Here is a 12,116-nt window from a genome sequence, read left to right as displayed (position 1 = left end):
CAAGTTTCATGAGAGAATTTTCTCGCACTGATCGTGTTGGCCAGCAAATCCAAAAAGAAATTGCTGTGATTTTACAACGCGAAATTAAAGATCCGCGCTTAGGCATGGTGACAGTGTCTGCGGTAGAAGTATCGCGCGATTTATCTTATGCAAAAATTTTCATCACTGTGTTTAACACAAAAGATGAAGATGCAGCAAAGCAAAGCGCAAAAGTACTTAACGAAGCTACGGGCTATATTCGTTCGCTTTTAGGCAAGCGTATTCGTGCTCGTATTATGCCAGAGCTAAAGTTTGTGGTTGATAATTCATTAATGGAAGGGATGCGTATCTCTAACTTAGTGGACACAATCATCAGAGAAGATAACGCAAAACACGTCAATGAAGACGATAGTAGTGTTGATGATGCGTCGAACTCAGATGACAACATTAAACAAGCAGATGATAAAGATAGCTAAGAAGGCATATAGCGATGGCAAGACGCAGTAAAGGCCGTGCAATAGACGGGATTTTGTTGTTAGATAAACCCAAAGGTATTTCGTCAAACAAGGCATTACAGCAAGCAAAAGGTATCTATTTTGCCCAAAAGGCGGGGCACACAGGTGCACTCGACCCGCTTGCTACCGGTATGCTGCCAATCTGTTTTGGTGAAGCGACTAAGTTTACTCAGTTTTTACTTGATACCGATAAAACCTATGTTGTGCGTGCTAAGTTAGGTGAAAGAACAACAACATCTGACTCTGATGGTGAAATAGTTCAGACACGAGATGTAAACGTAACTGTTGATCAATTAAAGCAAGAAATTTCAGCGTTTTTAGGTGAATCTGATCAGTATCCATCGATGTATTCTGCGCTTAAGTACGAAGGGAAACCTTTGTATAAATATGCGCGTGAAGGGATTGAAGTTCCTCGAAAATGCAGAAAAATAAATGTATTTAGCTTAACGCTTGATGAGTTTGATGAAGCGAATAATGAAGTACAAATGACAGCTCACGTTTCTAAAGGGACTTACATTCGTACTATTGTTGATGACTTAGGTGAAAACTTAGGCTGTGGTGCCCATGTGATCATGCTTCACCGCTCGGCTGTTGGCCATTACCCCGCAGATAAAATGGTATCGATAGAGCAGTTAGAATCGTTATTAGCTAAAGCAAAAGACGAAGAAACCGTTCCGTCAACCTACCTTGACGAACTGCTTTTGCCAATGGACACCGCTCTAGTTGATTTACCGGTTGTGGAAATCACTAAAGAGCAGGGTGTTTCATTTAGCCACGGGCAAGCTGTAGTTCTTGGTAAAGAATTACCTGATGGTGCAATAAAGGTATTAGCCGATGGTGTGTTTATAGGCACAGGCGAGAAAAACCCTGATGGCCATTTAAAATCAAAACGCGGTCTATCAAACCAGCAGGCGGAGTAAAGTTTAACTTGTAGTTATTATTATACTTGGTAGAATACGCCCGCTTAATCGTTTTGGCTGAATTAGTGATCGGCTAAGACACCTTTTAAATTTAATTTTTGGAGTTACTATGTCACTAAGCAATCAAGAAAAAATCGATATCATTGCTAAATTCGCACGTGCTGAAGGCGACACTGGTTCACCTGAAGTACAAGTAGCACTACTTACTTTTGATATCAACAAGCTTCAAGGTCACTTTGCTGATCACAAGCATGACTTCCACTCACGTCGTGGTCTGCTTCGTAAAGTAAGCACTCGCCGTAAATTGCTTGATTACCTTAAAGGTAAAGATATCTCGCGTTATACTGCACTAATCAAAGAACTTGGCCTACGTCGCTAAGAACTTGATTACGAGAAAAGGAGCTTTTTAGCTCCTTTTTTTGTGCCTGAAATTTAACAAATTACATCGCAAAGTCACCTTTAAAGCTATCTGTAGTCGCTCTCATTAATTCGAGCCAGTCAGATGCCAAACACACAAACTAAAACTGTTTGCTGGACTCGCATTTTTACGTGGCTTTGGTATATACTGTGCGCGTAGATAAAAAGGTTTATCTACGGTTATTAACATCATTGCCAATTGTAGTACTTAATTGATTTCCAACTGAATACAATTATGTACTGTAATTGGTACTTTGATGGAACACTTATTTAGATTTAAAGGATATTTTAAGTGCAAGCAATTATAAAAGAATTTCAACTAGGTCAACACACTGTAACCCTAGAAACAGGTGCAATCGCACGTCAAGCAGACGGCGCAGTACTAGCAAGCATTGGCGATACGTCAGTACTAGTAACGGTTGTTGGTAAGCGTGAAGCACAGCCAGGTCAAGACTTCTTCCCACTAACAGTTAACTACCAAGAGCGTATGTACGCTGCAGGTCGTATCCCAGGTGGTTTCCTTAAGCGTGAAGGTCGTCCTAACGATGGCGAAACACTAATTGCACGTCTTATTGACCGTCCAATTCGTCCACTTTTTCCAAATGGTTTCGTAAACGAAGTACAAGTTATTGCAACTGTTGTATCTGTAAACCCTGAAATCCAACCTGATATGGTTGCGATGATTGGTACATCAGCAGCACTTGCTATCTCTGGCATCCCGTTCAGTGGTCCAATTGGTGCAGCTCGTGTTGGTTACATTGGTGGTGAATACGTTCTTAACCCAACGTTAAAAGAACTTGAAGAGAGCCAACTTGATTTAGTTGTTGCTGGTACTGATAACGCAGTACTTATGGTTGAATCAGAAGCAGACGTACTTGCTGAAGACGTAATGCTAGGCGCGGTTGTATACGGTCATGAGCAATCACAGTCTATCATCAATGCTATTAACGAATTTAAAGCAGAAGCAGGCAAGCCTACTTGGGATTGGACTGCACCTGAGAAAAACGTATCGCTTGAAGAGAAAGTAGCTGAACTTGCTGCTGATAAAGTAGGCGAAGCTTACCGTATTACTGATAAAGTAGCGCGTAAAGAAGCACTTGGCGTAGCTAAAGATGCAGTTATCGAAGCACTTTCAAGTGAGCTTGCTGAAGGCGAAACGCTTGATAAGCAAGAAGTGGGTAAAGTATTCGGTTCACTTGAGAAGAAAATTGTTCGTGGCCGTATCGCTGCAGGCGAAAAACGTATCGATGGTCGTGAACCAGATATGATCCGTGCACTAGACGTAATGACTGGCGTATTACCGCGTACTCACGGTTCTGCTATCTTCACACGTGGTGAAACACAAGCATTAGTAACAGCAACGCTTGGTACAGAACGTGATTCACAGTTAATCGACGATTTAACGGGCACGCACAAAAACCACTTTATGCTTAACTACAACTTCCCTCCATTCTGTGTAGGTGAAACTGGTTTTGTTGGTTCTCCTAAGCGTCGTGAAATTGGCCACGGTAACCTAGCTAAGCGTGGTATCCAAGCAGTAATGCCAACATTGACTGACTTCCCATATTCAATCCGTGTTGTATCAGAAATCACTGAATCAAACGGTTCATCTTCAATGGCATCTGTGTGTGGTACATCACTAGCACTTATGAACGCGGGTGTTCCAATTAAAGCTTCTGTTGCAGGTATTGCGATGGGTCTAGTTAAAGAAGACGAGAAATTCGTTGTTCTTTCTGACATCTTAGGTGACGAAGATCACTTAGGTGACATGGACTTTAAAGTAGCAGGTACTACTAACGGTATTACTGCATTGCAAATGGATATCAAGATTGAAGGTATCACACAAGAAATCATGCAAATTGCGCTTAAACAAGCAAAAGCAGCACGTTTACACATATTAAAAGTGATGGACGAAGCGATTTCTGCTCCTTCTGAAGAGCTTTCAATGTTTGCTCCGCGCATTTACACAATGAAAATTCCACAGAAGAAAATTGCTGAAGTTATTGGTAAAGGTGGCGCTACTATTCGTCAACTTACTGAAGAAACAGGCACAACAATTGAAATCGGTGATGACGGTACAATTAAAATTGCCGCTACTGACGGTGAAAGCGCTGCAAATGCAATCAGCCGTATTGAGCAATTAACAGCAGAACTTGAAGTAGGTACTATCTACGAAGGTAAAGTTGTACGTATTGTAGATTTCGGTGCGTTTGTAAATATTCTTCCTGGTAAAGATGGTTTAGTGCATATTTCTCAAATTAGCACAGAGCGCGTTAATAACGTTGCAGATCACCTTAGCGAAGGTCAAGAAGTTAAAGTTAAAGTACTAGAAGTAGACCGTCAAGGTCGTGTACGTCTTAGTATTAAAGAAGCAATGGAATCAGCTGCACCAGCGGCAGATGCGTCAACTGATGCTTAATTGCTAATACTTAATCCAGATATTTTCTGGATAATATAAAAGGGGGCTGTTTAGCCCCTTTTTTTATGCTTTAATGAGGGACTTGAATTTAAACAAAGATTATTCAAGGAAGCTAAATTACTTACGATGATACACAACAGTGTATGTGCAACTATGAACCAAATCATTCGTCGTCAGTCATAAGGCTACCAACCTTGGTATTAAGGATTTTAATGATTTTCAAACACATTGCTTTGGCGTCTTTTGCTATTTTGTCTTTAAGCGCTTGCCAAACAACAACCCAATCAGAATCAGCACCTGTAGTAAACGTGCCTTTCACTGCGCCCTTAGCGTCTGATTTTCGCAGTGAAATAGCTATTGCACGTTATTCAGAATTACTTAATAGAGCTGATTTAACGCCAGAGCAACAAGCAAAGTTATATTACGATCGCGGAGTGCTGTTTGATAGTTTAGGCATGACCACTTTATCGCGCATTGACTTTAACCGTGCGGTAAAACTTAAGCCTGACTTAGCTGAGGTGTATAATTTTTTAGGTATTCAACACACATTAATGCAGCAATATGAAAAAGCATATGAGCTTTTTGATTCTGCGTTAGAGCTAGATGAAGAACACGAATACGCTTACTTGAACCGCGGTATTGCGCTTTATTATGGCGATAGGCCCAGTATTGCAAAAACAGACTTCAGTCAATTTTTAGCGCGTTCTCCTAACGACCCGTATCGCGTTTTGTGGGTGTATTTAGCACAAGCTAAATTAGACAAAGATTCAGCAGTTGCTGAGCTAAAAACTAACTCTAAAGCGCTTGATGACTCGCAATGGGCATATCAGTTAATCTCACTTTTTGCGGGTGATATGAGTGAGCATACATTTTTATCTGGTGTAAGCGATGGCGTTAAGTCAGAGCAAGAATATGCCCAGCGTTTGTGCGAAGCTTATTTTTACTTAGCAAAGCTACACCAAGCAGCGGGTGATACCTATGTTGCCGCTGATTATTTTAGATTGGCACTATCTACTAATGTACATGAGTTCATAGAATACAAATATGCTCGCTTAGAGCTTGAACTTTTAATGGAAGCAGACGCAAGTTAGTGTGTTAAAAACAACATTAGCATTACTTTTTAGCTTGTTGGTTGCAGGGTCGAGCAACAGCTATGGTGGTATTGGCTTTTGGCAGGTATTAAATGCCAAAGCCGAACCGCTACAATTATATTGGCAGTTTCCTCGCTACTTTTTAGCAAATATAAATAAACTGCCTAAAAATACTCTTGGCCTACTTGCTAGGCATCACATACCTTCTGCTCAATACGAGTATTCTTTACACCTGATCAAAAAAGACCAAGCTGAAGCAGCGAAGTTATTTTGGCGACTGAGTTTACCAAAAATAAGTAATTTTCAGCTGGCCAAGTTAGCCCAGCAATTACTTGTTACTAAGCAATGGGACGATCTTAAACTATTAAACACGTTAGGCTACCTAGAGCCTGGTTTTGTATTAAATCACCTTAACTTACACAATGGTGTTATTCACACACAGATCCCCGAACCATTTTTGCACTCATTGGACTTTTTATCGTTAAATTCTACTATTGCCGTAAATAAAAAATGCCAGTTTAATGTTTTAACGATGAGCGATCATCGAAGTGGACTTTATAAGTTATCGGCATTAATCAAAACTTATAATAAAAATCCGGAGCCAAGACAGGACGCTTTTTGCTTTAGTAAGCCAGTGTATGTGGGTGGTGCTTTAAAGTGCAACAATAGCATGAGCAAAGCGGCTAATTGTGATTGGCAATCTTCTTTAATAAATAAACAATTTTTAAGAAAATTCGATTTTGTTGTAATGATGCCCAAATATGGAAGTGCTAATGTTAGCCGCGGCATTATGCAATTAAATTCAGACGCCAATTATGGGATTTTTTTGCATGAGCTAATGCACTTTAATGGCTTTGAAGATGAGTATGTTTTACCCAAAGCTAAGCAGGCTTGGTTGTGTAAAATGAGAGGCTTAGTTGCTCCTAACTTGTATATTGCACAAAAAGATGAAAAATCACCAAAAGGTTGGCATAGAAGTAAAAGCTGCCAGAGTGGCGGTGTAGCCTACAAACCAAGTAAAGACTGGTCAATTCTAGAATATCAACAGATAAAGCTCTCTGATCAATACAGGGCCCTTTGGTTAGCACATATAGATAAAATTAAGCGTTAATATGTCTATAACCATTGGTTTTTAAGTCCCTATTTTCTCACTTAAAATTAACTCAACATGCTTCGCTTTTTATAGACAAAATATCTGTTATTGAGTATAACTATTACCATTAATGTCGTTTAAAAACAGGCAGTAAAAGCATCACTTAATGTATAAAAGTGGCGCCCTGATAAACTTATGATTATAAAAGGCCCTACATTATGACTTTGCTCTGGATACCCTTGTTATCCTTGATTGGCAGTGTTATTTCTGCATTCACAGGCAAACTTTCTCGCAATCAAAGTACATTTGCTACTGTGCTTGCACCGTTAACCGCTTTGGGGATTACTTTATACCATGCACCAGCGGTTCTTGCCGGTGAAACTATCCGCTATTCCTTAGCGTGGATCCCCTCTATTGGTCTAGATTTATCGCTTCGTATAGACGGTTTAAGCCTCTTGTTTATGTTTATGATATTAGGCATTGGTTTGCTTGTTATTGTATATACACGTTATTATCTCAGCGCCAATGACTCAATGGCTAAGCTTTATAGCTACTTAATGTTATTTATGACTGCAATGCTAGGCATTGTTATGTCTAATAACGTTATACAGCTATGGCTATTTTGGGAATTGACCAGTATCAGTTCTTTTTTATTGATAAGTTATTGGTGGCATAAATCTGAAGCGCGTAAGGGCGCGCGAATGGCTTTAGCCGTAACGGGTGCGGGTGGTTTAGCACTACTTGGCGGGTTAATGTTACTAGGTGATATTGTTGGCAGTTATGACTTAGATGTTATTTTGGCAAGTAAAGCCATTATTCAATCCCATGATTTATACGAGTTAGCACTTGTTTTAGTATTGCTGGGTGCATTTACTAAATCGGCTCAGTTTCCGTTTCATTTTTGGTTACCTCATGCAATGGCGGCCCCTACGCCCGTTAGCGCTTACTTGCACTCAGCAACGATGGTTAAAGCCGGTATCTTTTTACTTGCGCGCTTTTATCCAGCTTTAGCTGGAACCGAAATGTGGTTTTTATTAGTTGGTTTAACTGGTTTAGCTACATTGTTATTTGGTGCTTACATAGCGTTATTTAAGCACGATTTAAAGGGGTTACTTGCGTATTCGACAATTAGCCATTTAGGTTTGATCACGCTATTGCTTGGCCTTGATACCGAGCTTGCAACGGTTGCAGCCATATTCCATATAATTAACCACGCAACATTTAAAGCGTCGTTATTTATGGCTACTGGTATTATTGACCATGAAACAGGCACGCGTGATATGCGTAAACTTAATGGTATGTGGCGGTTTATGCCTTATACCGCAACTCTTGCAATGGTTGCTGCTGCAGCTATGGCGGGCGTACCTCTACTCAATGGTTTCTTATCTAAAGAAATGTTTTTTGCCGAAACACTACATCAGCAAGTACTTGGATCTATGTCATGGTTAATACCTGTACTTGCAACGGTGGCAGGTGCATTTGCAGTCGCCTATTCAGCACGCTTTATTCACGATGTATTTTTTAACGGCGACCCAATAGACTTACCTAGAACACCGCATGAACCGCCACGTTATATGCGTGTGCCAATAGAAATACTGGTTGTGCTATGTATTTTGGTGGGTATTTTCCCAAGCTTTACTGTTGATAGTATTTTATCTGCGGCGTCATTAGCGGTGTTAGGGGAGGCGATGCCAGAGTACAAGTTAACAATTTGGCATGGTTTTAATCTACCGTTACTGATGAGTGCAATGGCCGTTGTAGGTGGTTTGTTTATTTACGTGAATCGCAAATATTTATTTCAATTTCAGGCTTCACTGCCCACATTAAATGCTAAAAAAACCTTTGAACGTGCAGTGCTGAGTGTAGTTGCATGGTGTCAGAGTAAGATTAACAGCACTGAAAATGGTTCTTTACAGCGCTATTTGGTTATTATGCTGGGTGTCGTATTACTTTGTGCCGGTTGGCCATTATTTGAAATGCAACAATTAGCTGGCAGTATGCCGCGCACACCTGTTGATGTGCATAATGCGATTGGTGCTGGTTTATTAATAATTGGCGCAATAGCCACCGTTATTTGGCACAGATCGAGAATGGTCGCACTGTTGATGCTGTCTATAGTAGGCTTGATGGTGTCGGTTTTATTCACTCGTTTTTCTGCGCCAGATTTAGCGTTAACTCAGCTTACTGTTGAGGTGGCCACTATTATATTGCTTATGCTTGCGTTGTTCTTTTTACCTCAGCATACGCCTAAAGAGTCTAGCTCGTTGCGAGTACTGCGCGACTTAGGAATCGCCTCTACTATTGGTGTAGTGGTTGCGAGTATTTGTTATGCGATATTAACGCGTCCGTTAAATTCTATTTCTGATTACTTTGTCGCTAATGCCAAAACAGGTGGTGGCGGTACAAACGTGGTTAACGTTATTTTGGTCGACTTTAGGGGATTTGACACCCTAGGTGAAATAACGGTACTGGGTATAGCTGCATTAGGTATATTTAAAGTGCTTTCACGTATCCCATTATTTATGCCTGCCAGTGATAGCGAAGGACGTCCATGGGCGCGTGAGCGTTACCCAATATTACTTGCAAGTATTTCACAAAGCTTATTGCCGTTGGCGTTGTTAGTATCAGCGTATATATTCTTGCGTGGTCACAACTTACCAGGTGGTGGTTTTATTGCTGGTTTGGTTACGTCAATTGCTTTCATATTGCAGTACATGGCACATGGCTCTAACTGGATCACCGAGCGTTTTGACATCAACTACCGTAAAATTATTGCCTCGGGGATTGGTATCGCTATGTTTACCGGTGTAGGTAGCTGGTTCTTCGGTCGGCCATTTTTAACCACGTGGTTTGATTACTTTGATATTCCGTTTGTAGGTAAAACAGAGCTTGCTAGTGCAATTGTGTTTGACCTTGGCGTGTACCTCACCGTAGTAGGTGCAACATTAATGATTTTAGCTAGTTTGGGTAATATGACTTCCGATGCCCCTAAAAAAGAGGTGAATATTTAATGGAGCTATTATACGCATCGTGCGTTGGTGTATTAGTTAGCTGCGGTATATTTTTACTGTTGAGAGCACGGACGTTTCCTGTAGTGCTGGGTCTTACCATGATTTCGTATGCAGTAAACTTATTTTTATTTTCATCGGGGCGTTTAACTATAAATAAAGCAGTGGTACTTGGTACCGGAGCAGATTACGCCGATCCACTTCCTCAAGCCTTGGTTTTAACCGCAATTGTAATTGGTTTTGCAATGACAGCATTTGTGGTTATTTTGGCTATTCGTGGACGTGCTGATTTAGGGAGCGATCATGTTGATGGAAGCCCAGTTAAATCAGCTGCTGTAGTTAAGGAGCAAAAATGATTCAACATTTAGCATCCTTACCTATTTTATTACCTATGCTTGCAGCGGTTATTTTGTTACTTCCACCGTGTGGTAAAAGTGTAAAAATTCGCCGTTACGCATCAAATGCTATGGCGCTTATTACGTTTGCCGTTAGTGTGTTTTTATTAATGCATATTTACAATACGGGTATCAGTGTTTATGCAATTGGTGATTGGTCGGCCCCTTTTGGGATAGTACTTGTGGCCGACAATTTATCAACATTACTCGTAGCGCTAACCTCGTTTTTAGGACTTGGGGCCATTTTATATGGCAGTGCGGGCGATGATGAAAAAGGGAGCTTTTATCACCCCCTAGTTCATTTTTTAGTATTGGGTGTTAACGGTGCTTTTTTAACGGGTGATTTGTTTAACCTGTTTGTATTTTTTGAAGTTTTACTTATTGCATCGTATGCATTACTTATGCACGGTGGCGACAAACAAAACACACGTGCAGCGCTACAGTATGTCATTTTAAATTTAGTGGGCTCAAGTGTATTTTTAATAGGTTTAGGTATTTTATATGGCGTATTAGGTACATTGAATATAGCTGATATGGCGCAAAAGGTATCACAGCTTAATGGTGACGATGTATTTATTGCTAAAGCCGGTGGTTTATTACTACTTATTGTATTTGCTTTAAAAGGCGCATTATTGCCCCTACATTTATGGCTTCCAAATACCTATGCAAGCGCTAAACCTGTTGTTGCAGCCTTATTTGCTATTATGACTAAGGTGGGCGTATATGCCATGCTGCGTGTTTACACCGTTATATTTGGTGAACAGGCGGGTGCACTTGAGCACATGGTACAACCTTGGCTTTGGGGATTAGCAATTGCCACTATTATCGTCGGAGCTATGGGCGCAATAGCCGCGCAAGACTTGCGTAAGTTAACTGCTAATTTAGTGTTAGTGTCGGTAGGTACATTAGTTGCGCTAGTGGCTTTACAAAATGTAAATGCAACGGCTGCATTATTATATTACTTAGTGCATTCAACATTAGTGAGTGCCGCGTTATTTTTATTAGCCGACTTAATTGCTAAGCAACGTGGAAAAGTTGCCGACAGGCTTGTTGGTGGGCGTGCAGTTAAACAGCCGCTTTTACTTGGGGCATGTTTTGTTGTTGCCGCTTTAACAGTAGTAGGTATGCCGCCGTTATCTGGCTTTGTTGGTAAAATATGGATACTAAAATCAACTTTAAATAGTGAGCAGGCCTTAGTATTTTGGCCCGTTTATTTAATAACAAGCTTTGCATTGCTAGTTGCACTTTCTCGTGCGGGTACAAGCTTGTTTTGGGAAAGAAAAGATAAACGCAGCGAAAGCCCAGACTGCGCTGATGCAAACCCATTACAAGTTACGGTAATTATAGGGTTACTCGCATGTTCGCCATTATTAGTTATTTTTGGCGGGCCGATTAGCGAATACATGATAGGTGCTGCTACGCAATTACATGATATTAGCGGTGGCATAAATGCTGTACTAAAAGGAGGCATGTAATGAGACTGCAAGCCCGTTTTCGTTGGTTACCAACACCATTTCGTAGCTTATTTTTGTTTATAGTATGGTTGTTGCTCAATAATAGTGTGTCGGTTGGTCATATTGTACTGGCAACATTTTTTGCTATTTTTATTCCTATTTTAAGCTTCTCGTTTAGAGATCCTCAGCCGCTTATATTAAAGCCAGGGCTAGCTCTAAAACAATTTTTAATTGTACTTTACGATATTATTGTAGCTAACTTACAGGTTGCGTTATTAATTGTTGGGCCTTCCAAAAAATTACGCCCCGCATTTATTAAAGTCCCCTTAGACTTAACACATGATATGCCGATTACAATTTTAGCAAGCAGTGTGTCGTTAACACCCGGTACTGTAAGTGCGGAGGTGTACCCTATTCCTGAATCGTTAGCACAGGGCGAGAAAATGACACAGCGTTATTTGCTCATACATGTACTTGACCTTGATAACGAAGCCGAGCTTATCAAGCATATTAAAAAGCGTTACGAAGCTCCACTAAAGGAGATATTTCAATGTTAGATACCGTATTACTTATCGTTTTTGCCATGATAGGGCTCTCTTTATTACTTAATTTGTGGCGCCTTATTATAGGGCCTTCGATTCCTGATAGAGTTTTAGCCCTTGATACTATGTATATTAATGTTATTGCACTTATTGTTTTATACAGCATAAGTATGGGAACAGGCTTGTATTTTGAGGCTGCATTGTTGATAGCCATGTTAGGGTTTGTAAGCACTGTTGCGGTGTGTAAGTATTTACTACGTGGCGATATAATTGAATAGGGTGG

The 12,116-nt window shown here is 40.5% G+C and carries 11 protein-coding genes; all 11 read left to right on the top strand.

Annotated features, from left to right (window positions below):
* Window positions 1–8: 8 nt before the first annotated feature.
* The 11 genes from rbfA (at window position 9) to PS1M3_RS10920 (ending at window position 12,111) form a co-directional block, all read left to right on the top strand.
* Window positions 9–455: a 30S ribosome-binding factor RbfA gene (gene rbfA / locus PS1M3_RS10970; RefSeq protein ID WP_008128093.1), complete on the top strand. Its 447-nt coding sequence runs from the start codon at window positions 9–11 to the stop codon at window positions 453–455.
* A gap of 14 nt (window positions 456–469) precedes the next feature.
* Window positions 470–1,414 (top strand): tRNA pseudouridine(55) synthase TruB, encoded by a 945-nt coding sequence (truB, locus tag PS1M3_RS10965; protein WP_006793375.1) that lies wholly within the window; start codon window positions 470–472, stop codon window positions 1,412–1,414.
* A 109-nt stretch (window positions 1,415–1,523) separates the two neighbouring features.
* On the top strand, window positions 1,524–1,793 hold the full coding sequence (rpsO, locus tag PS1M3_RS10960) for a 30S ribosomal protein S15 (protein WP_006793376.1): 270 nt from the start codon (window positions 1,524–1,526) through the stop codon (window positions 1,791–1,793).
* Window positions 1,794–2,123: 330 nt separating this feature from the next.
* On the top strand, window positions 2,124–4,250 hold the full coding sequence (pnp, locus tag PS1M3_RS10955; RefSeq protein ID WP_008128098.1) for a polyribonucleotide nucleotidyltransferase: 2,127 nt from the start codon (window positions 2,124–2,126) through the stop codon (window positions 4,248–4,250).
* 212 nt (window positions 4,251–4,462) lie between these two features.
* Window positions 4,463–5,341 (top strand): lipoprotein NlpI, encoded by an 879-nt coding sequence (nlpI, locus tag PS1M3_RS10950; RefSeq protein ID WP_010555983.1) that lies wholly within the window; start codon window positions 4,463–4,465, stop codon window positions 5,339–5,341.
* 1 nt (window position 5,342) lies between these two features.
* Entirely contained in the window at window positions 5,343–6,452 is a 1,110-nt protein-coding gene (locus PS1M3_RS10945) for a hypothetical protein (protein WP_138740438.1), read from the top strand.
* A 200-nt stretch (window positions 6,453–6,652) separates the two neighbouring features.
* Window positions 6,653–9,445: a monovalent cation/H+ antiporter subunit A gene (locus tag PS1M3_RS10940; protein WP_033025209.1), complete on the top strand. Its 2,793-nt coding sequence runs from the start codon at window positions 6,653–6,655 to the stop codon at window positions 9,443–9,445.
* Complete coding sequence (locus tag PS1M3_RS10935; RefSeq protein ID WP_006793383.1) at window positions 9,445–9,798, top strand: Na+/H+ antiporter subunit C; 354 nt, start codon at window positions 9,445–9,447, stop codon at window positions 9,796–9,798. Before PS1M3_RS10940 ends, PS1M3_RS10935 begins: the two co-directional genes overlap by 1 nt.
* Window positions 9,795–11,312, top strand: coding sequence for a monovalent cation/H+ antiporter subunit D (locus PS1M3_RS10930; RefSeq protein ID WP_008128112.1), 1,518 nt, complete (start codon window positions 9,795–9,797; stop codon window positions 11,310–11,312). The genes PS1M3_RS10935 and PS1M3_RS10930 overlap by 4 nt, the downstream gene beginning before the upstream one ends.
* On the top strand, window positions 11,312–11,848 hold the full coding sequence (locus PS1M3_RS10925) for a Na+/H+ antiporter subunit E (protein ID WP_008128114.1): 537 nt from the start codon (window positions 11,312–11,314) through the stop codon (window positions 11,846–11,848). The genes PS1M3_RS10930 and PS1M3_RS10925 overlap by 1 nt, the downstream gene beginning before the upstream one ends.
* Window positions 11,842–12,111, top strand: a complete 270-nt coding sequence (locus tag PS1M3_RS10920) for a K+/H+ antiporter subunit F (RefSeq protein WP_006793386.1) — start codon at window positions 11,842–11,844, stop codon at window positions 12,109–12,111. Before PS1M3_RS10925 ends, PS1M3_RS10920 begins: the two co-directional genes overlap by 7 nt.
* Window positions 12,112–12,116: the final 5 nt, after the last annotated feature.

The organism is Pseudoalteromonas sp. PS1M3, assembly GCF_016865405.1.
Taxonomy (GTDB): Bacteria; Pseudomonadota; Gammaproteobacteria; order Enterobacterales; family Alteromonadaceae; genus Pseudoalteromonas; species Pseudoalteromonas marina.
The sequence above is the reverse complement of the archived record's forward strand: the minus strand, read 5'-3'. Positions and strand labels throughout refer to the sequence as shown.

Coding starts and splice junctions, on each gene's coding strand:
- PS1M3_RS10935 (WP_006793383.1), top strand. CDS start 9,445: ATGGAGCTATTATACGCATCGTGCGTTGGTGTATTAGTTAGCTGCGGT.
- rpsO (WP_006793376.1), top strand. CDS start 1,524: ATGTCACTAAGCAATCAAGAAAAAATCGATATCATTGCTAAATTCGCA.
- rbfA (WP_008128093.1), top strand. CDS start 9: ATGAGAGAATTTTCTCGCACTGATCGTGTTGGCCAGCAAATCCAAAAA.
- PS1M3_RS10920 (WP_006793386.1), top strand. CDS start 11,842: ATGTTAGATACCGTATTACTTATCGTTTTTGCCATGATAGGGCTCTCT.
- PS1M3_RS10940 (WP_033025209.1), top strand. CDS start 6,653: ATGACTTTGCTCTGGATACCCTTGTTATCCTTGATTGGCAGTGTTATT.
- PS1M3_RS10925 (WP_008128114.1), top strand. CDS start 11,312: ATGAGACTGCAAGCCCGTTTTCGTTGGTTACCAACACCATTTCGTAGC.
- PS1M3_RS10930 (WP_008128112.1), top strand. CDS start 9,795: ATGATTCAACATTTAGCATCCTTACCTATTTTATTACCTATGCTTGCA.
- truB (WP_006793375.1), top strand. CDS start 470: ATGGCAAGACGCAGTAAAGGCCGTGCAATAGACGGGATTTTGTTGTTA.
- nlpI (WP_010555983.1), top strand. CDS start 4,463: ATGATTTTCAAACACATTGCTTTGGCGTCTTTTGCTATTTTGTCTTTA.